18 protein-coding genes, 2 tRNA genes and 1 pseudogene are annotated in these 21,917 nt (G+C 62.4%); 14 read left to right on the top strand and 7 right to left on the bottom strand.

Features of this window, described 5'->3' with window-relative positions:
- Positions 1-132 precede the first annotated feature (132 nt).
- The 3 genes and pseudogenes from JKP78_RS25390 to JKP78_RS06670 all read left to right on the top strand — a co-directional run.
- Positions 133-825: pseudogene (locus JKP78_RS25390) on the top strand (methyl-accepting chemotaxis protein); the annotation flags it as partial.
- 21 nt (positions 826-846) lie between these two features.
- A complete protein-coding gene (locus tag JKP78_RS25385; RefSeq protein WP_372241585.1) occupies positions 847-1,731 on the top strand; it encodes a methyl-accepting chemotaxis protein in 885 nt (294 codons plus the stop codon).
- 98 nt (positions 1,732-1,829) lie between these two features.
- A complete protein-coding gene (locus JKP78_RS06670; RefSeq protein ID WP_200626315.1) occupies positions 1,830-2,300 on the top strand; it encodes a DUF2867 domain-containing protein in 471 nt (156 codons plus the stop codon).
- Positions 2,301-2,332: 32 nt separating this feature from the next.
- On the opposite strand, the gene JKP78_RS06665 is transcribed toward JKP78_RS06670, so the two are convergent.
- From JKP78_RS06665 to JKP78_RS06650, 4 genes are all read right to left on the bottom strand, one after another.
- Positions 2,333-3,898: an ABC transporter permease gene (locus JKP78_RS06665; protein ID WP_170033009.1), complete on the bottom strand. Its 1,566-nt coding sequence runs from the start codon at positions 3,896-3,898 to the stop codon at positions 2,333-2,335.
- Complete coding sequence (locus JKP78_RS06660; protein ID WP_170033008.1) at positions 3,898-4,911, bottom strand: extracellular solute-binding protein; 1,014 nt, start codon at positions 4,909-4,911, stop codon at positions 3,898-3,900. The genes JKP78_RS06665 and JKP78_RS06660 overlap by 1 nt, the downstream gene beginning before the upstream one ends.
- 314 nt (positions 4,912-5,225) lie before the next feature.
- Positions 5,226-5,312, bottom strand: a tRNA-Leu gene (locus tag JKP78_RS06655).
- A gap of 88 nt (positions 5,313-5,400) precedes the next feature.
- Positions 5,401-5,487: transfer RNA gene (locus JKP78_RS06650), tRNA-Leu, on the bottom strand.
- Between the two features lie 271 nt (positions 5,488-5,758).
- Between JKP78_RS06650 and rnr the strand changes: the two genes are divergently transcribed.
- The 8 genes from rnr (at position 5,759) to JKP78_RS06610 (ending at position 15,505) form a co-directional block, all read left to right on the top strand.
- Complete coding sequence (gene rnr, locus JKP78_RS06645) at positions 5,759-8,335, top strand: ribonuclease R (protein ID WP_200626314.1); 2,577 nt, start codon at positions 5,759-5,761, stop codon at positions 8,333-8,335.
- Positions 8,332-9,078, top strand: a complete 747-nt coding sequence (gene rlmB / locus JKP78_RS06640) for a 23S rRNA (guanosine(2251)-2'-O)-methyltransferase RlmB (RefSeq protein WP_170033004.1) — start codon at positions 8,332-8,334, stop codon at positions 9,076-9,078. The genes rnr and rlmB overlap by 4 nt, the downstream gene beginning before the upstream one ends.
- 309 nt (positions 9,079-9,387) lie before the next feature.
- Positions 9,388-9,813, top strand: coding sequence for a 30S ribosomal protein S6 (rpsF, locus tag JKP78_RS06635; RefSeq protein ID WP_013974420.1), 426 nt, complete (start codon positions 9,388-9,390; stop codon positions 9,811-9,813).
- A gap of 28 nt (positions 9,814-9,841) precedes the next feature.
- A complete protein-coding gene (gene rpsR / locus JKP78_RS06630; protein ID WP_003249563.1) occupies positions 9,842-10,072 on the top strand; it encodes a 30S ribosomal protein S18 in 231 nt (76 codons plus the stop codon).
- A gap of 33 nt (positions 10,073-10,105) precedes the next feature.
- The gene (locus JKP78_RS06625; protein WP_186686466.1) at positions 10,106-10,969 is read left to right on the top strand and encodes a hypothetical protein; all 864 of its coding nucleotides are present in this window, start codon (positions 10,106-10,108) and stop codon (positions 10,967-10,969) included.
- A gap of 20 nt (positions 10,970-10,989) precedes the next feature.
- On the top strand, positions 10,990-11,436 hold the full coding sequence (gene rplI / locus JKP78_RS06620; RefSeq protein WP_003249568.1) for a 50S ribosomal protein L9: 447 nt from the start codon (positions 10,990-10,992) through the stop codon (positions 11,434-11,436).
- Between the two features lie 113 nt (positions 11,437-11,549).
- Positions 11,550-12,947, top strand: coding sequence for a replicative DNA helicase (dnaB, locus tag JKP78_RS06615; protein ID WP_170033000.1), 1,398 nt, complete (start codon positions 11,550-11,552; stop codon positions 12,945-12,947).
- 257 nt (positions 12,948-13,204) lie between these two features.
- On the top strand, positions 13,205-15,505 hold the full coding sequence (locus JKP78_RS06610) for a YgiQ family radical SAM protein (RefSeq protein WP_186686469.1): 2,301 nt from the start codon (positions 13,205-13,207) through the stop codon (positions 15,503-15,505).
- A gap of 150 nt (positions 15,506-15,655) precedes the next feature.
- On the opposite strand, the gene JKP78_RS06605 is transcribed toward JKP78_RS06610, so the two are convergent.
- Positions 15,656-16,243 (bottom strand): TIGR00730 family Rossman fold protein, encoded by a 588-nt coding sequence (locus JKP78_RS06605; RefSeq protein WP_200626312.1) that lies wholly within the window; start codon positions 16,241-16,243, stop codon positions 15,656-15,658.
- 349 nt (positions 16,244-16,592) lie between these two features.
- Between JKP78_RS06605 and azu the strand changes: the two genes are divergently transcribed.
- Entirely contained in the window at positions 16,593-17,039 is a 447-nt protein-coding gene (azu, locus tag JKP78_RS06600) for an azurin (protein WP_186686756.1), read from the top strand.
- A gap of 112 nt (positions 17,040-17,151) precedes the next feature.
- Here the strand turns inward: azu and nadE are convergent, their stop codons facing one another.
- Positions 17,152-17,979 (bottom strand): ammonia-dependent NAD(+) synthetase, encoded by an 828-nt coding sequence (gene nadE, locus JKP78_RS06595; protein WP_170032993.1) that lies wholly within the window; start codon positions 17,977-17,979, stop codon positions 17,152-17,154.
- A gap of 3 nt (positions 17,980-17,982) precedes the next feature.
- Positions 17,983-19,188 (bottom strand): nicotinate phosphoribosyltransferase, encoded by a 1,206-nt coding sequence (gene pncB, locus JKP78_RS06590; protein ID WP_200626310.1) that lies wholly within the window; start codon positions 19,186-19,188, stop codon positions 17,983-17,985.
- 523 nt (positions 19,189-19,711) lie between these two features.
- Here pncB and JKP78_RS06585 point away from each other — a divergent pair.
- Positions 19,712-20,848: a branched-chain amino acid ABC transporter substrate-binding protein gene (locus JKP78_RS06585; RefSeq protein ID WP_186686481.1), complete on the top strand. Its 1,137-nt coding sequence runs from the start codon at positions 19,712-19,714 to the stop codon at positions 20,846-20,848.
- A 154-nt stretch (positions 20,849-21,002) separates the two neighbouring features.
- Positions 21,003-21,917 (top strand): ABC transporter permease subunit, encoded by a 915-nt coding sequence (locus JKP78_RS06580; RefSeq protein WP_013974411.1) that lies wholly within the window; start codon positions 21,003-21,005, stop codon positions 21,915-21,917.

The raw sequence follows: 21,917 nt of genomic DNA, 5'->3' as shown, positions 1-21,917 counted from the left end.
CGCTCGGGCCTCGACAGCCTGTCCAGCAGCACCCGCCAGCGCCTGAGCGCCGGCTTGTCGGCGCGCCTGCAAAGCGAACAGCAGCAACTGCGCAGTACCCTGGAAAAGAACCTCAAGGACTCCGCCAACGACATGGCCGAACTGCTGGCCTCGGTCGCCCCGCGTGCGATCTGGGATAACGATGTGCCAGTGCTCTCGGACTTTGCCCGCCGTGCCCAGCGCAACCCCAACGTGTTGTTCGTGGTCTATGACGATGCCCAAGGCCAGCACCTGACCCGCTACCTGAACCGGCAAAACCCGATCAACCAGGCGCTGATGGACAAGGGTCAGGGCGAGCGTGCGCTGGACAAGGTGATCGATGCCGCCCGGCATGACCCGGCGGTGTACTTCGTCGAAGCCTCGATCAGCCCCAATGGCGCGGAAATCGGCAAGGTGGTGATGGGGGTGTCCACCGCTGGCATCGACCAGGAACTGAAAGCCCTCGACCAGCGCTTCGCAGCCCTGATCGCCAGCGGCGAGCAGCTGGTTGGCGATAGCCTGGTCGGTGCGGCTGCCGACAGTGGCAAGACCCTGCGTGAGCGCCTGGAAAAGGCGCAGGGCAGTGCTGCTGCCATGCAGGCCAACACCGCCCAGACCGTGCGCGATGCCGCCGCCGAGCTGCGCTGGCGGATCGGCCTGGGCCTGGTGCTGGTGGGGCTGGGCGTTCTGTTGGTGGTGGCCGTGGTGCTTGGCCGTCGGGTGCTGAGCAAGTTGCGCCTGTTGATTGCTGCGCTCGATGACCTGGCGGCCGGCGAAGGCGACCTGACCAAGCGAGTGCCGCTGGACAGCCGTGACGAAATCGGCGACATGGCCTCGGCGGTAAACCGCTTCGTCGACAAGCTGCAACCCATCGTGCGCGAGGCCGGCGAGGTGGCCCAGCGTACCGGGGTCGAGATCGGCGCGATGGCCCAGCGCAATGCGGGCGCCGATGCCGCCGCTGCGTTGCAGCGCGATGAAGTGGCGGCCAGCCTGCGCGACCTGTCGAGCATGGCTGATGAGGCCCAGGCCGAAAGCCATGCGATGCAGGCGGCGCTGCAACAAGTCGTGGATATCCGCCAGGCCACCAATGAAAACAGCCGCACTTCGACCCAGCTGGCCGGCTTGATCGAGAACCTGGCCGAGCAGGTGGAGACCGGCTCGCAGGTGATCGAGCGGCTGGCCAAGCAGAGTGAACAGATTGAAGTGGTGCTGACGGTGATCCACGGTATTGCCGAACAGACCAACCTGTTGGCCCTCAACGCTGCCATCGAGGCTGCCCGGGCGGGCGAGACCGGGCGCGGGTTTGCCGTCGTGGCTGATGAAGTGCGGGCGTTGGCGAGCAAGACGCAAAGCTCCACCGGTGACATACAGGCGCATATCGCCGCCTTGCAGAAAGGTGCGAAGGAAGCCGTGGCGACCATCAGCCAGGCCGGGCTCAAGGCCAGCGAAGGGCTGCTGGTGCTGCGCGACAACGAGCGCCGCCAGCAGTCGGTGCAGGTGGCGGTCGAGCAGGTGCATGCGGCGATCGGCCTGGCGACCCGGGCCGCCGAACAGCAGGCCCATGGCGCACAGGCGGTACGCGGGCGGGTGGAGAACATCCATGCACAGGCCGAGCGCTCGGCCGAGGTGGTGATGCAGACCACGGCCAGCAGCAAGGTACTGGATGACCTGGCCGCGCAACTGCGGGCAAGCCTGGGCCAGTTCAGGGCCTGATGCGATCGCTGTAGGAGCGGCCTTGCGTCGCGATGGGCTGCTCCTACAAGGGGCTGCGTTGCTATGATGGCGGCGACAGATGGCAAAGGGAGTTGTTCATGTCTGCGCAACTGGTCGCCGCCCCGGCGGAACTGGATTTTCTTCATTGCGATGGCACCGTCGTCACTGCGCCAATGACCGCCTTCCAGGCCTACTGCGCCATGACCTCGCACGTCCCGGGCTGGCTGGCCGTGGCCTTCCGCCTGCGCGATGGCATCTCGCGGCGGTTCCATGTTGCCGCCATCCACGGTTTCTCGTCACGCAGGCCGCAGCAGGTGCCGGCAGTGGGCGAGCTTCTGGATTTCTTCACTGTCGAGGCGATCAGTGACCGGCAACTGGTGCTGACTTCGCGCGACACGCACCTGGCGGTAATGGTGAGCCTGGACCTGGCTGAAGCAGGGCTGGGGCGGCAACACTTGCGCGTTACCACCTCGGTGCAGTGCTTCAACAGGTTCGGCCGCCTCTACATGCTGCCGGTCGGCAAGGCTCACGGGCCTATCGTGCGGCGCATGCTGCGCAACATCGCCTGAAGGCTGTTTCGCGGGCAAGCCCGCGAAGCAGGTTACGCCTTGTTCAGATACATCCGCGTAGTCAGCAGGTAAACCGGCAACCCTGACACCACGATCAGCAATGCCGCGTAAGGCGCTGCTGCCGCGAACTCGACGTTGGCGGTATGGGCCCACACCTCGGTTGCCAAGGTGGTCATGCCGGTAGGGCTGAGCAGCAATGTCGCGGTCAATTCCTTCATGGCATCCAGAAACACCAGCGCAAAGGCCGCTGCCATGGCCGGGAAGATGATCGGCAAGGTCACCCGGCAGAACGCGGCAAAGCTGTTCGCGCCCAAGGTACGTGCGGCTTCCTCCAGCGTCGGCGAAGCCTTGTTCAGCGCAGTACGCACTGGCGACTGGGCCAGTGGCAGGAACAGCAGCGCGTAGGCGAGCAACAACAAGGCCGTGGTCTGGTACAGCGCCGGTACATAGTGCAGGGCGAAAAACACCAGGGTCAGGGCAATCACCAGGCCGGGCAGGGCGTGCAGCAGGTACGGCAGGCGTTCGGCCCAGATTGCCAGGCGGCCTTTGTAGCGCACCACCAGGAAGCTGATCGGCAGGGCCAGGAGCACGCAGAAGCCGGCACCACCAAGCGACACCGACAGTGAGGTGAACAGCGCCTTGGAGATGGCCGCTACCGGGAAGGCCGCTGATGAGCCCACGCTCAGCCAGTAGCCGAGCATGGCCAGCGGAATGCCGCTGCCCAGCACTGCCAGGGCGACACAGAACAGCTGCGCCAGTACGGCCCAGCCGCGTAGCCGCACCGGCTGCGCGCGGCGTGCCACGCCCTGGCCGATGCGCACGTGGCGGGCCTTGCCGCGCACGCGCAATTCCAGCCACAGCATCACCAGGCACAGCGCCAGCAGTACTGCCGAGAGCATGGCCGCATTGGCATTGCTGAACTCCAGTTCGAACTGCTGGTAGATCGCCGTGGTGAAGGTCTGCAGGCCGAGGATCGACAGCGCGCCGAACTCCACCAGCATGTGCAAGGCAATCAGCAGTGCGCCGCCGAGCATCGATGGCCACAGCAGCGGTAGCGTGACCTTGACGAATACGCCCCAGCGGCTGCAACCGAGGGTGCGTGCCGACTCCTCCAGCGAGGTATCGAGGTTGCGCAGGGTCGCCGCCACCGGCAGGAACACCAGCGGGTACTTGGACAGGGCCATGACCAGGATCGCCCCGCCCAGGCCTTCGAAGTCCGAGCTCAGCGATACCCAGGTGAAGCTGCTGACGAACGACGGTACGGCGAACGGCAGGCACAGCACCACGCCCCACAGCCTGCGCCCGACCAGGTTGCTGCGCTCCAGCAACCAGGCCAGGGCCAGGCCGACCACCATGCAGGCCAGCGTCACCCCGACCATCAGCATCAGGGTGTTGCGCATCAGCCCCCAGACAAACGGCCGCCACAGCAGGTGCAAGGCTTCGCGCCAGCCGGCTTCCCAGGCTTTGATGGCGACATAGGCCAACGGCAGCAAGCTCATGGCCACCAAGAACAGCACAGGCAGCACCACCCAGACGGAAGGGCGCTTGCGGCGCGGTACGAAGCGTACCGGTACCGGCTCGGACAGGGCGGCAGTCATCAGAGCAGGCCGACCTCGCGTTCAAGCTCGATGGCTTCCTCGGCATTGCCCAGGTCCGCCGGCGAGATCTTTGGCGGGCGCAGCTCTTCGAACGGCTTCAGGCCACGGTCGGAAACCATGCCCTTGTGCAGCGGGTACTCGGCGGTGGTCTGGGTGATCACGCGCTGGCCTTCTTCGCTGGCCATCCAGTTGAGCAGGGCCTGGGCTTCCTTCGGGTGCTTGCTGGCCTTGACCGCTGCAGCGCCGGAGATGGTTACCAGGTTGCCGGCATCGCCGTCGGCCAGGTAGTACAGCCTGGAGTCGAGCTTGCCGCGCTCGCGTTCCAGTGCATACCAGTAGTAGTTGTTCACCAGTACGGCAGCGACTTCGCCTTTTTCCACGGCCTTCAGGGCGACCATGTTGTTGGTGTAGGTCTTGCCGAAGGCTTTCAGGCCGGTGAGCCATTCTTCGGTGGCTTCGCGCCCATGCATCTTCAGGATGGCCACGGCCTGTTCCTGGAATGCGCCGCTGGTGGGTACATAGCCGACGCGGCCATCCCATTCAGGGCCGGCAAAATCCATGACGGTGGTTGGCAGGTCTTTCTCGTCGATCTTCTTCGGGTTGTACACGACGACCCGGGTACGTGCAGTGACGCCCATCCAGGTGCCGTTGGCGCCAACGTACTCCTTGGGCAGCATGTTCAGCGTGGCATCGTCGATCTTCGCCAGCAGGCCCAGCTCGCCCAGGTTGTTCAGCGGCGGCGACTCTTCGGTGTAGATGATATCGGCCGGCGAGCGGTCGCCTTCCTCGATGATCTGGCTGGCCAGCTGGTTGCTGCTGCCCTTGCGAATATTGATGTGGATACCGGTCTTGGCCTCGTAGGCCTTGGCGATGGCTTCGCCGATTTCCTTGTGCTGGCCGTTGTACATGGTCAGGGTGACCGGTGCATCTGCCATGGCGGCCGGAGCGCCGATGACCAGGCTCAGCACGGCGGCGGCCAAGGTACGCATCAGCGGTTGCGGGCGGATCGTCATGCGGGTACTTCCTCGCTTACGGCTACATATTTGGAAACAATGGTAAACGAAATCGTTTCTCAAGTGGCCGGATGAGGAGAAATTCATGGTCAGACCATGGTGCAAGAGTCTGAAGGTGTGTTGGCTGTGCTGGCCTCTTCGCGGGTAAACCCGCTCCCACAGCTGCATCACGGGTCTTGAGGGGGTGAAATACCTGTGGGAGCGGCTTTAGCCGCGAAGAGGCCAGCACAGGTTTGCACCTATGACCGAAAAGAGAAGGGATACAAAAATCGCAGGCAAGAAAAAACCCACTAGCAAGCTAGTGGGTTTTTGTATGGTGCCCAGGAGAAGACTCGAACTTCCACGACCGTTAAGTCACTGATACCTGAAACCAGCGCGTCTACCAATTCCGCCACCTGGGCAAAGCTTTGCATCATCTGGAGAAGGCGACTATCGTTCGCTTTCACACAGTAGTAACAGATCCTTGGTCATCTATTACTTGAAAATATTTGGTGCCCAGGAGAAGACTCGAACTTCCACGGCCGTTAAGCCACTGATACCTGAAACCAGCGCGTCTACCAATTCCGCCACCTGGGCACACATTCGAGATTAAAAGATGCTTTACAGCGTCGTTCATCTCTACTACAACTTCGGGGTTGTCCGTCGTTGTGGTGCGCACTATACGGACGGTCCGGGGGGCTGTAAACCCCCTGAGCGAAAAAAATTTCAAAAAATTCAACTTGTTGATTCCGCAGGCCTATTCCTGCCCGCCGGAGATGCCGGTGGGGCTGTCCAAGGCTGACATTTCCGGTTTCAATACGCCTATGCCAGAATTCCTATCTATATACCCCAAGGTGAACCCCTTCTGATGGCCGATTGGCAATCCCTCGATCCCGAGGCCGCTCGCGAAGCGGAAAAATACGACAACCCCATTCCCAGCCGTGAGCTGATCCTGCAGCGCCTTGCCGACCGTGGCGAACCGGCCGCGCGCGAGGAGCTGGCGGCCGAGTTCGGTCTTCACGACGAAGACCAGATCGAAGCCCTGCGCCGTCGCCTGCGCGCCATGGAACGTGACGGCCAGCTTATCTATACCCGGCGCGGCACTTATGCCCCGGTGGACAAGCTGGACCTGATCTGCGGCCGCGTCTCCGGCCATCGTGACGGCTTCGGTTTCCTGATCCCCGATGACGGCAGCGAAGACCTGTTCCTCAGCCCGGCGCAGATGCGCCTGGTGTTCGATGGCGACCGCGGCCTGGCCCGCGTGTCTGGCGTCGATCGCCGTGGCCGCCGCGAAGGCGTGCTGGTCGAGATCATTTCCCGTGCCCACGAAAGCGTGGTCGGCCGTTACTTCGAAGAAGGCGGCATCGGCTACGTGACCCCGGACAACCCGAAGATCCAGCAGGAAGTGCTGGTGACTGCCGGGCGCAATGGTGGCGCGAAGATCGGCCAGTTCGTCGAGATCAAGATCACCCACTGGCCAACCCCGCGCTTCCAGCCGCAAGGCGATGTGGTCGAAGTCATCGGCAACTATATGGCGCCGGGCATGGAAATCGACGTTGCCCTGCGCAGCTACGACATCCCGCACGTCTGGCCCAAGGAAGTGATCAAGGAAGCGCGCAAGTTCCGCTCCGAAGTCGAAGAGAAGGACAAGGAGAAGCGGGTCGACCTGCGCCACCTGCCGTTCGTTACCATCGACGGCGAGGACGCCCGCGACTTCGACGATGCCGTGTATTGCGAGCCGCTGGGCAAGCTGCGCCTGTTCTCCGGCGGCTGGCGCCTGTATGTGGCGATCGCCGATGTGTCCAGCTACGTGCGCCTGGGCTCGGCCCTGGACGTCGAGGCGCAGCAGCGCGGCAACTCGGTGTACTTCCCCGAGCGTGTGGTGCCGATGCTCCCCGAGGAACTGTCCAACGGCCTGTGCTCGCTGAACCCGCATGTCGATCGCCTGGCCATGGTCTGCGAAATGACCATGAACAAGGCCGGCCAGATGGTCGGCTACCAGTTCTATGAAGGTGTCATCCACTCCCACGCCCGCCTGACCTACAACAAGGTCAGCAGCATGCTCGAGCACTCCCGCACCCGTGAGGGCAAGGCGCTGCGCGAGGAGTACAAGGCAGTCGTGCCGGACCTGAAGAACCTGTACAACCTGTACAAGGTGCTGGTAGCTGCCCGCCACACCCGTGGCGCGATCGACTTCGAGACCCAGGAAACCCGCATCATCTTCGGCGACGAGCGCAAGATCGCGGAAATCCGCCCGACCGTGCGCAACGATGCCCACAAGCTGATCGAGGAATGCATGCTGGCGGCCAACGTGGCCACCGCCGAGTTCCTGCAGAAGCATGGCGTGCCTGCGTTGTACCGCGTGCACGACGGCCCGCCGCCAGAGCGCCTGGAAAAGCTGCGCGCCTTCCTCGGCGAGCTGGGCCTGACCCTGCACAAGGGCAAGGATCCGTCGCCGAAGGATTACCAGGCCTTGCTGGCGAGCATCGCCGGGCGCCCGGACTTCCACCTGATCCAGACCGTGATGCTGCGTTCGCTGAGCCAGGCGGTGTACAGCACCGAAAACAACGGCCACTTCGGCCTGAACTACGAGGCGTACACCCACTTCACCTCGCCGATTCGTCGCTATCCGGACCTGCTGGTGCACCGCGCCATCCGCAGCATCATCCGCTCCAGGGTCGATACCCCGCACGTCAAGCGTGCCGGCGCCATGAGCATTCCCAAGGCGCGTATCTACCCGTATGACGAGAACACCCTCGAGCAACTCGGCGAGCAGTGCTCGATGACCGAGCGCCGGGCCGATGAAGCCACCCGTGACGTGGTCAACTGGCTCAAGTGCGAGTTCATGAAGGACCGCGTGGGCGAGACCTTCCCGGGCGTGATCACCGCAGTGACCGGGTTCGGCCTGTTCGTCGAGCTGACCGATATCTATGTAGAAGGCCTGGTGCACGTCAGTGCGCTGCCGGGTGACTACTACCACTTCGACCCGGTGCACCACCGCCTGTCTGGCGAACGCACCGGGCGCAGCTTCCGCCTGGGCGACACGATCGAGGTCAAGGTCATGCGCGTCGATCTGGACGAGCGCAAGATCGATTTCGAAGTGTCGGAAAGCACCCTTGCCGCGCCGATCGGCCGCAAGCAGCGTGGCGCCGCACCGGCTGCCGGCCAGGCCGAGCAGGCCCCGGTCGAGGCCAAGGCCACGCCGAAGCCGCGCAGCCGCAAGAGCGAGACCGCCGAGGCGTACTTCCCGAAGGACGCCGTGCAGCGTAACGCCGAAGTGCGCAAGAGCCGCGAAATGAAGAAGGCGCTGATGAGCGAGGCGCGCAGCAGCGGCCATGCCGGCAGCAAGTCGGACAAAGGTGGCAAGGCCTCTGGCAAGCCGACCAAGCACCGTAAAGGGCCGTCGAAGTCCGGCGCGCCACGCAAGAGCAAGAACAAGTCATGAGTCAGCTGGAAAAGATCTACGGCGTGCACGCCGTGCAGGCATTGCTGCAGCACCATCCGAAGCGGGTCAAGCAGATCTGGCTGTCGGAAGGGCGCAGCGAGCCGCGCATCCAGGCGTTGCTGGCGCTGGCCGCAGAAAACCGCGTGGCGGTTGGCCAGGCCGAGCGTCGCGAGCTGGATGCCTGGGTCGAAGGCGTGCACCAGGGCGTGGTTGCCGAGGTGAGCCCAAGCCAGGTGTGGGGCGAGTTGATGCTCGAGGAGCTGCTTGAGCGTAGCGAAACGCCACCGCTGATCCTGGTGCTGGACGGCGTCACCGACCCGCATAACCTCGGTGCCTGCCTGCGTACCGCCGATGCGGCCGGTGCCACGGCGGTGATCGTGCCCAAGGACAAGTCTGCAACCCTGACCCCGGTGGTGCGCAAGGTGGCCTGCGGAGCGGCGGAAGTGATCCCGCTGGTGGCCGTGACCAACTTGGCGCGCACCCTGGAGAAGTTGCAGCAGCGTGGCCTGTGGGTGGTCGGTACCGCTGGCGAAGCCGAGCAGGAGATCTACCAGCAGGACCTGACCGGGCCGCTGGTGATGATCATGGGCGCGGAAGGCAAGGGCATGCGCCGGCTGACCCGCGAGCATTGCGATTTCCTGGTGAAGCTGCCGATGGCCGGTAGCGTCAGCAGCCTGAACGTCTCGGTGGCGACCGGGGTCTGCCTGTTCGAGGCCGTGCGCCAGCGGCAGGCCAAGCGCTGATCGATAGCCTGTACCGGCCTCTTCGCGGGCACGCCCGCTCCCACAGGTAATCTGCAATGCCAAAGGCTGCGCTGAGCCTGTAGGAGCGGGCGTGCCCGCGAATGGGGCCTTGCACATTGTGAATATGTTTCTGGCTGTTCAAATAATCGCCAATTTCCTTGCTTGTGTGTCCCGCCTTCTCTACAATTGCGCCCCTTGCCGAGCTGGCAGGTGCGCATGTGCCTCTACTCCCTGGCAAGACACACCAGTGTCATTCACTCCTTGTCTGACCAGATCCACTGGCAGACTACTAACCCGTAAGGAGCATTCATGCGTCATTACGAAATCATCTTCCTGGTTCACCCGGACCAGAGCGAGCAAGTCGGCGGCATGGTTGAGCGTTACACCAAGCTGATCGAAGAAGATGGTGGCAAGATCCACCGCCTGGAAGACTGGGGCCGTCGTCAACTGGCCTACGCAATCAACAATGTTCACAAGGCTCACTACGTGATGCTGAACGTTGAGTGCACCGGCAAGGCCCTGGCCGAGCTGGAAGACAACTTCCGCTACAACGATGCCGTTATCCGTAACCTGGTCATCCGTCGCGACGAAGCCGTTACCGGCCAGTCCGAGATGCTGAAGGCTGAAGAAAACCGCAGCGAGCGCCGTGAGCGTCGTGAGCGTCCTGAGCATGCTGAATCCGCCGACGGCGACGACAGCAATGACAGCGACTCCAGCGATAACGCTGACGAGTAATCCACGGACCTTTAGAGGAGCCTATTAAATGGCACGTTTCTTCCGTCGTCGTAAATTCTGCCGCTTCACTGCTGAAGACGTGAAAGAGATCGACTTCAAAGATCTCAACACCCTGAAAGCTTACGTATCCGAAACCGGCAAGATCGTTCCAAGCCGTATCACCGGTACCAAAGCTCGTTATCAGCGTCAGCTGGCTACCGCTATCAAGCGCGCCCGCTTCCTGGCCCTGCTGCCCTACACCGACAGCCACGGCCGCTGAGACCGGGTCGTCGACAAGCAGTAAGGGATTAGCATGCGAGCGTTAGCAAGTTTCATCATGCGCGGTCGTGTGCAGGCCACCCTGGTGGTGGTCATCAGCGCGGTATTGCCGCTGCTGTTCTGGTTGAGTGCCGCTGCCAGCAGCCTTGTGCTGCTGCGGCGTGGGTTCAAGGATGCTACTACGGTCATCGCCGGCGGCCTGCTGGCCGGGCTGGCCGTGTGGGTCATGGGCGATCCGATCACCTTCCTGGTGATCGCGGGTGCCCTGGGCCTGGCTGCGCTGCTGCGCGCCGAGCATCCCTGGAGCCGGGTGTTGGTGGTCAGTGCCGTGTTCGCCGTGGCTTTCAGCCTCGTGCTCGATCTGGCGCTGGCGCAAACCTTCGACGGGCTGGCCAAGGCGTTTGCCGAAGCCATGCCGAAAATCGAAGGGCAACCGGTGCTTTCCGGTGAGCTGATCCGCCCTGTGCTGGTCGCTTCCACAGCAGTGACGGTGCAATTGTTCAGCGTGTTGGCCCTGGTGCTGGCGCGCTACTGGCAGGCAGCGTTGTACAACCCTGGAGGCTTCGGTCGCGAGTTTCGCGCCCTGAAGTTGCCGAAACAGACCATGGCGGTCTTGGTGGCAGTGATGGTGGTGGCCCCGTTTATCGGGCCGCAGTTCATCGTCCTGGCATCGGCCTCGAGCCTGGTACTGGTGCTGGCCGGCATCGCCTTGATGCACGGGCTGGTGGCACAGGGCCGACTGGCCGGTTTCTGGCTGGTGGGGATGTACGTGACGTTGCCGCTGATCATGCAGCTGATTTATCCGTTGCTGGTGGTTTTGGCCATTGTCGACAGCCTGATTGATTTTCGCGGTCGCAAGTCCCCCAAGGGGAATGACTCCGCGAACGGTGAAGGTTAAAAGTTAAGAGGTTTTACCAAATGGAACTGATCCTGCTGGAAAAAGTCGCTAACCTGGGCAACCTGGGCGACAAAGTAAAGGTTAAGGCTGGTTACGGCCGTAACTTCCTGCTGCCATTCGGCAAGGCCACCGTTGCCAACGCCGCCAACCTGGCTGCGTTCGAAGAGCGTCGTGCCGAGCTGGAAAAAGCAGCCGCTGACAAGAAAGCTTCGGCTGAAAGCCGCGCTGCCCAACTGGCCGAGCTGGAAGTGACCATCACTGCCACCGCTGGCGACGAAGGCAAGCTGTTCGGTTCGATCGGCACCCACGACATCGCTGACGCCCTGACCGCCTCCGGCGTTGAAGTGGCCAAGGCTGAAGTTCGTCTGCCGAACGGCACCATCCGTCAGGTTGGCGAATACGACGTAGCCGTGCACCTGCACAGCGACGTTGAAGCCACCGTACGCGTGGTCGTCGTAGCTGCCTAAGCTGCGCTGACTGGCTGGCTCCTCGTGAGCCGGGCGGTTAACATCGGGCACGGTCCTGTTTTTGACAGGCCGTGCCCTTTGTCTTTTTCATCCTCAAGAATTCTTTCGTGGCCATGAACGAGATCACCACCCCCGAACAGCTTGACCTGCAAACCGCAGCCCTGAAGGTGCCGCCGCATTCCATCGAGGCCGAACAGGCCGTGCTCGGTGGCCTGATGCTGGATAACAACGCCTGGGAGCGGGTACTGGACCAGGTGTCGGACGGCGATTTCTACCGGCATGACCACCGCCTGATCTTCCGCGCCGTGCACAAGTTGGCTGATGCCAACCAGCCATTCGACGTGGTCACGCTGCATGAGCAACTGGACAAGGAAGGCCTGTCATCGCAGGTCGGTGGCCTGGCGTACCTGGCCGAACTGGCCAAGAACACCCCATCGGTCGCCAACATCAAGGCCTACGCCGCGATCATTCGCGAGCGTGCCACCCTGCGCCAGCTGATCAGCATCAGTACCGACATCGCCGATAATGCATTCAACCCGCAAGGGCGCAATGCCGAAGAAATCCTCGACGATGCCGAGCGGCAGATCTTCCAGATCGCCGAGGCGCGGCCGAAAACCGGCGGCCCGGTAGGGGTCAACGAACTGTTGACCATGGCGATCGACCGTATCGACACGCTGTTCAACTCTGACAGCGACATCACCGGTGTTTCCACCGGCTTCACCGACCTGGACGAGAAGACCAGTGGCCTGCAGCCGGCCGACCTGATCATCGTTGCCGGCCGTCCGTCGATGGGCAAGACCACCTTCGCCATGAACCTGGTGGAGAACGCCGTACTGCGTACCGACAAGGCGGTGCTGGTGTTCTCCCTCGAGATGCCAGGTGAGTCGCTGATCATGCGTATGCTGTCGTCGCTGGGCCGTATCGACCAGACCAAGGTGCGTTCCGGTCAACTGGACGACGATGACTGGCCGCGTCTGACTTCGGCTGTGAACCTGCTCAACGACCGCAAGCTGTTCATCGACGATACCGCCGGCATCAGCCCCTCGGAAATGCGCGCGCGCACCCGTCGCCTGGCCCGTGAGCACGGCGAAATCGCCATGATCATGGTCGACTACCTGCAGCTGATGCAGATCCCCGGTTCGGCCGGTGACAACCGTACCAACGAGATCTCCGAGATCTCCCGCTCGCTCAAGGCCCTGGCCAAGGAGTTCAACTGCCCGGTCATCGCCCTGTCGCAGCTGAACCGTTCCCTGGAACAGCGGCCGAACAAACGCCCGGTGAACTCCGACTTGCGTGAGTCCGGTGCGATCGAGCAGGACGCCGACGTGATCATGTTCGTCTACCGCGACGAGGTGTATCACCCCGAGACCGAGCACAAGGGCGTGGCGGAAATCATCATCGGTAAACAGCGTAACGGCCCCATCGGCTTCGTACGCCTGGCATTCATCGGCAAGTACACCCGCTTTGAAAACCTTGCGCCGGGCATGTACAACTTCGACGACGACGAATAACCGGGCCCGTGCAGGAGCGGCCTTGTGTCGCGATCGGGCGCGAAGCGGCCGTAAAACCTGCGAACCAAGTTATCGCTGGCAATTGCGGTCCCCTGGCTTGCGGCCTTGTGTCGCGCCCGATCGCGACACAGGCCGTTCCAACAGAGCGGCCTTGCTCATCGGTATCCATGAATCCGACAACCATCGTCGGATTTGGTCAAAATTTGTGCTATATTCCGCGCCCGCGATTTTCCTGCACACCAGAACCGGTCACTGACATGCAAGCAGCCAAACCACTCTACGACTATCCCAAGTACTGGGCCGAATGCTTCGGGCCAGCACCTTTCCTGCCGATGAGCAGGGAGGAGATGGATCTGCTCGGCTGGGATTCCTGCGACATCATCATCGTGACCGGCGATGCCTACGTCGACCACCCATCGTTCGGCATGGCCATCATCGGCCGCCTGTTGGAGGCCCAGGGCTTCCGTGTGGGCATCATTGCCCAGCCGAACTGGCAGTCGAAGGACGACTTCATGAAGCTCGGCGAGCCGAACCTGTTCTTCGGCGTGGCTGCGGGCAACATGGACTCGATGATCAACCGCTACACTGCGGACAAGAAGATTCGTTCCGACGACGCCTACACCCCTGGCGGCCTGGCCGGCAAGCGCCCGGACCGCGCCAGCCTGGTCTACAGCCAGCGCTGCAAGGAAGCCTACAAGCACGTGCCGATCGTGCTGGGCGGCATCGAAGCGTCGCTGCGCCGGATCGCCCACTACGACTATTGGCAGGACAAGGTGCGCCATTCGATCCTGATCGACGCCAGCGCCGACATCCTGTTGTTCGGCAACGCCGAGCGTGCAGTGGTTGAGGTAGCTCAGCGCCTGGCCAGCGGCGAGAAGATCGAAAGCATCACCGACGTGCGCGGTACGGCCTTCGTGCGCCGCGACACGCCCGAGGGCTGGTACGAGATCGATTCCACGCGCATCGACCGCCCGGGCCGCGTGGACAAGATCATCAACCCGTACGTGAACACCCAGGACACCCAGGCCTGCGCCATCGAGCAGGCCAAGGGCGAGGTGGAAGACCCGAACGAAGCCAAGGTGGTGCAGATTCTCGACAGCCCGCGCATGACCCGGGACAAATCGGTCATCCGCCTGCCGTCGTTCGAGAAGGTGCGTAACGACCCGGTGCTGTATGCCCACGCCAACCGTGTGCTGCATCTGGAAACCAACCCCGGCAACGCCCGCGCCCTGGTGCAGAAGCATGGTGAAGTGGATGTGTGGTTCAACCCACCACCTATCCCCATGACCACCGAGGAAATGGACTACGTGTTCGGCATGCCTTACGCCCGCGTGCCGCACCCGGCCTATGGCAAGGAGCGCATCCCGGCCTATGAGATGATCCGTTTCTCGGTAAACATCATGCGCGGCTGCTTCGGTGGCTGCACCTTCTGCTCGATCACCGAGCACGAAGGCCGCATCATCCAGAACCGTTCGCACGAATCGATCCTGCATGAGATCGAGGAGATGCGCGACAAGGTGCCGGGCTTTACCGGCGTGGTCTCCGACCTGGGCGGCCCGACCGCCAACATGTACCGTATCGCCTGCAAGAGCCCTGACATCGAGAAACACTGCCGCAAGCCGTCGTGCGTGTTCCCGGGCATCTGTGAAAACCTCAACACCGACCACAGCTCGCTGATCGAGCTGTACCGCAAGGCGCGTGCCCTGCCGGGGGTGAAGAAGATCCTGATTGCCTCGGGCCTGCGCTACGACCTGGCCGTGGAGTCGCCGGAGTACGTCAAGGAGCTGGTCACCCACCATGTCGGCGGTTACCTGAAGATTGCCCCGGAGCACACCGAGCGTGGCCCGCTGGACAAGATGATGAAGCCGGGCATCGGTACCTACGACCGCTTCAAGCGCATGTTCGAGAAGTTCTCGAAAGAGGCGGGCAAGGAGCAGTACCTGATCCCGTACTTCATCGCCGCGCACCCGGGCACCACCGACGAAGACATGATGAACCTGGCCCTGTGGCTGAAGGGCAACGGCTTCCGCGCCGACCAGGTGCAGGCCTTCTATCCGTCGCCGATGGCCTCGGCCACGGCCATGTACCACTCGGGCAAGAACCCGCTGCGCAAGGTGACCTACAAGAGCGAAGGCGTGGAGATCGTCAAGAGCGAGGAGCAGCGCCGCCTGCACAAGGCGTTCCTGCGCTACCACGACCCGAAGGGCTGGCCGATGCTGCGTGAAGCGCTGCAGCGCATGGGCCGCGCCGACCTGATCGGGCCGGGCAAGCACCAGCTGATTCCGCTGCACCAGCCACAGACCGACAGTTACCAGAGCGCGCGCCGCAAGAACTCGACCCCGGCGGGTAGCCACAAGGTCGGCAAGGAGCAGAAGATCCTTACCCAGCACACCGGCCTGCCGCCACGTGGCAGTGATGGCAGCAAGCCGTGGGACAAGCGCGAGAAGGCCAAGGCCGAAGCGTTTGCGCGTAACCAGCAGGCGGCCAAGGAGCGCAAGGAAGCGGGCAAGGGCGGCAAGGGCAAGAAGAAGCCGCGTCAGCCAGTTCTCCCGCGTTAACTGGCGATTTTGGGGCTGCTTTGCAGCCCATCGCGACACAAGGCCGCTCCTACACCGACCGCGAGCACCCGGAACTGTAGGGTTTGCACGCTCATTGTAGGAGCGGCCTTGTGTCGCGATGGACCGCAAAGCGGTCCCAAAATCACAGGTTCAGTCAGGTTTCCTGTCGACCCACTTCGGCGCCACCGGCGCGACGAAGTTGTCCATTCCGTCCAGCAGTTCATCAGGCTGCTGCGCCAGCAGCAGCATCGCCCGATGCTGTGGGCGCACGAAGCCTTCTGCGACGATATGGTCGAGGAACCCGCCCAGCTTCTCGTAGAAGCCATCCACATCGAGCAGGCCCAGCGGCTTGGCGTGATATCCCAGCTGCCCCCAGGTCCATGTTTCAAACAACTCTTCCAGCGTACCCAGCCCACCCGGCAGGGCAATGAACGCATCGCTCAGCTCGGCCATGCGTGCCTTGCGCGCGTGCATGCCGTCGACCACTTCCAGGCGGCTGAGGCCCTTGTGGCCGATTTCGGCATTCATCAGGCTCTCAGGGATGATCCCGACCACTTCGCCACCGGCCGCCATGGCTGCGTCGGCGACGGCGCCCATCAGGCCAACCGCGCCACCGCCATAGACCAGGGTCAGGCCGCGATGGGCAATCGCCTGGCCCAGCGCGACGGCCGCTTCACGGTAGGCAGGGTTGGCGCCGATGCTGGCGCCGCAGAACACACAAACGGAACATACGGGCATTGCTCATCTCCAGTCACTGAGGGAGACAGGGTAAGGCCCGTGCGCTACCGTTCCAAGGCAGGTTTCACTCCGGACGGGAGAATTCACAGATCGCACCCGTCGCGCCATGGGCGTAGGCCGCGAGCAGGCTGTTCATCAGGCTACCTAGGGTCATTTCGTATTGCTCCTAAATGAGAGGTTGTCCCATCGTCCAATAAAAGTGCATGATGTGCTCTTGAATTGGTTGTATACAATCGATTGAACAATTCTACTGGCTGACCGCTTGACAGCCCCTTGACCCATATCAGCAAGGGGCTGAACGGTTTCAGGCAGTCTCGCAATTGATAAAACCCTGCCAAGGAGATTCATGATGTTTGCGAAAGCTGTAGCGGTATCCCTGCTGACCCTCGCCAGCGCCTCTGTCTTCGCAGCCGAGTGCTCGGTAACTGTCGACTCGACCGACCAGATGTCCTTCAACACCAAGGAAATCGTCATCGACAAGAGCTGCAAGCAATTCACTGTGAACCTGGAGCATTCGGGCAACCTGCCGAAGAACGTCATGGGCCACAACATTGTCATCAGCAAGGCAGCTGATATGCAGCCGATCGCTACCGAAGGCCTGAGTGCTGGTATCGATAAGGCCTATCTGAAAGAGGGTGACGAGCGTGTCATCGCTCATACCAAGATCATTGGCGCGGGCGAAAAAGATTCTGTGACCTTTGATGTGTCCAAGTTGGCAGCTGGCACAGACTACGGCTTCTTCTGCTCGTTCCCAGGCCACATCTCGATGATGAAAGGCACGGTCGTCGTCAAGTAATCAAAGCTGTGTAGGCAGTTCGGGCCTATTCGCGGGCTTGCCCGCTCCCACAGGTACACCACAATGCTCAGCAACTGGTGTACCTGTGGGAGCGGGCGAGCCAGCGAAGCTTTTAAGGGGCGAACGGCAGTTCGCGCTTGTGCTGGGTCTTGCGGTAGGTGGCGACGATGATGTCGAACGCTTCCTGGTCAACCGGTAGCCCATGCAGGAAGGCATCGATCTGCTGGTAGGTCACGCCATGGGACGCTTCATCCGGCTTGCCCGGCTCGAGGTCTTCCAGGTCTGCGGTCGGCACCTTCTCCACCAGTGATTCTGGCGCACCAAAGCTGCGCGCAATCGCCCGCACCTGGTTTTTCACCAACCCGCTCAGCGGTGCCAGGTCACATGCCCCATCGCCGAACTTGGTAAAGAAGCCCATTACCGCTTCGGCAGCGTGGTCGGTGCCGATCACCAGCCCCCCGCGCGCACCGGCCAGGGTGTACTGGGCAATCATGCGGGTGCGAGCCTTGACGTTACCGACGACAAAATCCACCAAGGTCGGCGAACCGTTCTTCAGTTCCTCTACTTCGCCAGCCAGGGCTTTTACCGCCGGGGCGATATCAATGGTGTGTACTTCATCGGCCTTGATCACCTCCAGGCAGGCCTGGGCGTCGTGTTCATCATGCTGGACATGGTAAGGCAGGCGCACCGCGATGAAGGTATAGGCCTTGTCACCGGTCTCGGCACGCAGCTCGTTGATGGCACGTTGGGCGAGCAGGGCCGCGGTCAGCGAGTCGACGCCGCCGCTGATGCCCAGCACCAGGGTCTTGAGCCGGGCGTTGGCCAGGCAATCCTTGATGAACGCTACGCGCCGGGCGACTTCGGCCTCGAGCGCGGCAGCGTCGGCGAACGGCGGCTGTACCTTCAGCGCCTGGGCAATCTCTTGCTGAACCGCTTGCATGGGTTACTCCTTGCTGGGGATTTTGAATACGTGGCGCATATAGGCGACGAAGTTCTCGTCGCGGCATTGGGTCTTGGCGGCTTCGTCGGAAATCTTCGCCACCGGCGCGCCATTGCAGTCGGTCATTTTAAGCACGATGTTCATCGGTGCCACGCCTGGGATGTCACAGGTGAGGTTGGTGCCGATGCCAAAGCTCACGTTGATGCGACCACGCAGGGCGCGGAAGATTTCCAGTGAGCGGGTCAGGTTGAGACCATCGGAAAACACCAGGGTCTTGGTCATCGGGTCGATACCCAGTTTCTGGTAGTGGGCGATGGCCTTTTCTGCCCAGGCCACCGGTTCGCCGGAGTCATGCCGCAAGCCGTCGAACAGCTTGGCGAAGTACAGGTCGAAATCGCCGAGGAAGGCATCCATGGTGATGCAGTCGGTCAGGGCGATGCCGAGCAGGCCGCGGTACTCGCGCACCCAGCAGTCCAGCGCGGCGATCTGGCTGTCGATCAGCCGCGGGCCGAGTTGCTGGTGGGCCATGATCCATTCGTGGGCCATGGTGCCCAACGGCTTGATATCCAGTTTCCATGCCAGGTCGACGTTGCTGGTGCCGACGAAACGGGCCGGGAAGTCGTCGCGCAGCACGCGGACCACTTCTTCCTGCACGCGGCTGGAAAAGCGTCGACGGGTGCCGAAGTCGGCCACCTGCAGTTCGGCCAGTTCATCGGCGCTGGCATGTGCGCGTAGCCAGTCGAACTTGCGGTACAGCTGGTCGCGCGCTTCGGCCAGGCGCATGCGGGGGTGCAGGTGGCGGTTGCGCACTTCGCTGATGATCGCCAGCAGCGGCACTTCGAACAGGATCACATGCAGCCACGGGCCTTTCAGGCGCAGGAACAGCTGGTTGTCTTCTATCCCCAGGCGCACGTAACGCAGGTTGAAGCGGAACAGGCGCAGAAAGCGCAGGAAGTCGGGCTTGAGGAAGCTGATGCGTTCGAGGAAGGCCAGCTGGCCGTCGTCGAGGGTAAGGTCGCTGAGCTTTTCCAGCTGGTTGCGGATCTCGCCGAGATAGGGGCGCAGGTCCTCGCCGTTGCGGCAGCGGAATTCCCATTCGACGTCGGCGTCCGGGTAGTTGTGCAGCACGCCCTGCATCATCGTCAGTTTGTAGAAGTCGGTGTCGAGCAGGTTGTGCACGATGCGCTCGGCGAATGCGCTCTCGCTCATCAAAGGGGCTCCGGAAGCGGCGAATGGCGGACATTGTGCCAGCCTTTTGCGCCTCGTGTGGCTGTTCCGGCCTCTTCGCGGGCTTGCCCGCTCCCACAGGAACACCTCCGAGCTCAGGAACGGTGCAGTACCTGTGGGAGCGGGCGAGCCCGCGAAGAGGCCGGAACAGCCAAAACAGCGTGTTTTTCGGTGCGCGCGCAGGCCTTGTAACGGTGCCGCCTGTAGCAGTCGCGCACCAGCAGTGTGCAGTTCGGTGACGTCCGCTGTTACAGGCCGGTTGCACGTAAACACTTGCCGGGGTTGCAATGATGGCACTCGACGGTTGCTCCTTGTCTGTACGTGTGGTGGCGCCCGCCGCGCGGCAGACGGTTGCACGCTCAATAAAGAAAAGGCCGTCGGTCGCCTGCAGACGCCCTCTACGGTGTGTTTTTCCGGAAGACAAAACCGATGGCACGGCCCTTGCTCGGAGCACAGTGCTGAGAAGTTGTAGTGCCAACCAAAAAAACTCTAGGAGCACCACCTCATGTCGCAGACGTTTTACAAGAAAGGTTTCCTGGCTCTGGCCGTAGCTACGGCACTGGGTGTTTCTTCGTATGTTCAGGCCGACGTCAAGATCGGTGTAGCGGGCCCGATGACCGGGGCAAACGCAGCGTTTGGCGAGCAGTACATGAAAGGTGCGCAGGCAGCGGCCGACAAGATCAACGCCGCCGGCGGCGTGAATGGCGAGAAAATCGTCCTGGTCAAGGGCGATGACGCCTGCGAACCGAAGCAGGCCGTGGCCGTGGCCAACCGCCTGGTCGACCAGGACAAGGTGATCGGCGTGGTCGGCCACTTCTGTTCCTCCAATACCATCCCGGCTTCCGAGGTATATGACGAGGCTGGCGTGATCGCCATCACCCCGGGCTCGACCAACCCGCAGGTGACCGAGCGCGGCCTTTCCGCCATGTTCCGCATGTGCGGGCGTGACGACCAGCAGGGCATCGTCGCTGGCGACTACATCGTCGACGTGCTCAAGGGCAAGAAGGTCGCGGTGCTGCACGACAAGGACACCTACGGCCAAGGCCTGGCCGACGCGACCAAGGCGCAGCTGGAGAAACGCGGCGTCAAGCCGGTGCTGTACGAAGGCCTGACCCGTGGCGAGAAAGACTTCAGTGCCGTGGTCACCAAGATCCGCTCCACCGGTGCCGACGTGGTGTACTTCGGTGGCCTGCACCCGGAAGCCGGCCCGCTGGTGCGCCAGCTGCGCGAGCAGGGCCTGAAGGACGTCAAGTTCATGTCCGATGATGGCATCGTCACCGACGAACTGGTGTCCACCGCAGGCGGCGCGCAGTACGTCGACGGCGTGTACATGACCTTCGGTGCCGACCCGCGCCTGCTGCCGGACAGCAAGGCGGTGGTGGAGGAGTTCCGCAAGAATGGCACCGAGCCGGAAGGCTACACCCTGTACGCCTACGCTTCGCTGCAGGCCCTGGCCGCTGCCTTCAACGGCGCCAAGTCGAACAAGGGCGAAGACGCTGCCAAGTGGCTCAAGGCCAACCCGGTGCAGACCGTCATGGGCGAGAAGAAGTGGGACAGCAAGGGTGACCTGACCGTGTCCGACTACGTGGTCTACCAGTGGGATGCCCAAGGCAAGTACCACCAGCTGGAAAAACAAAAATAACAACGGCCCACGGCCCGGGTTCACGCCCGGGCCCAAGCCCCGCGGTACCTGTCTTTATCCGTAGATCTGCACAGTACTGCGCTGCGAGGGCCGCCTAGTCCCAAGGCCCGCCGTGGTCGGCGCTCGTGCAATCTCAATCAGGTGAGATTGCGTTATGGATGGTATTTTCCTGCAGCAACTGGTCAACGGCCTGACTCTCGGGTCGGTCTATGGCCTGATCGCCATCGGCTACACAATGGTCTATGGCATCATCGGCATGATCAACTTCGCGCACGGCGAGGTGTACATGATTTCCGCGTACCTCGCGGCAATCAGCCTGGCATTGCTGGCTTACTTCGGTATCGAGTCGTTCCCCCTGCTGATGCTGGGCACCCTGTTGTTCACCATCGTCGTCACCGGTGTGTACGGCTTCACCATCGAACGCATCGCCTACAAACCCCTGCGCAACTCCACCCGGCTGGCACCGCTGATCAGTGCCATCGGCATTTCGCTGATCCTGCAGAACTACGCGCAGATCAGCCAGGGCGCCCGCCAGCAAGGCGTGCCAACCCTGCTCGAAGGCGCCTGGCGCGTCGAAGTGGGCACCGGCTTCGTGCAACTGACCTACACCAAGATCTTCATCCTGGTGGCCGCATTCGTGGGCATGGGCCTGCTCACCTACGTGATCAAGTACACCAAGCTTGGCCGCATGTGCCGGGCTACCCAGCAAGACCGCAAGATGGCCTCGATCCTCGGCATCAACACCGACCGGGTGATCTCCTACGTGTTCGTCATCGGTGCGGTGATGGCCGCCCTGGCTGGCGTGCTGATCACCATGAACTACGGCACCTTCGACTTCTACGCCGGCTTCATCATCGGCATCAAGGCGTTCACCGCCGCGGTGCTCGGCGGTATCGGCTCGCTGCCTGGCGCCATGCTCGGCGGGATCATCCTGGGTATTTCCGAGTCGCTGTTCTCTGGCCTGATCAACTCCGACTACAAGGACGTGTTCAGCTTCTCGCTGCTGGTGATGATCCTTATCTTCCGCCCGCAAGGCCTGCTGGGTCGCCCGCTCGTGGCTAAGGTGTGA

It is taken from the genome of Pseudomonas sp. LAM2023, assembly GCF_016620375.1.
GTDB lineage: Bacteria > Pseudomonadota > Gammaproteobacteria > Pseudomonadales > Pseudomonadaceae > Aquipseudomonas > Aquipseudomonas anuradhapurensis.
This window is presented reverse-complemented; position numbering and strand designations above follow the sequence as displayed.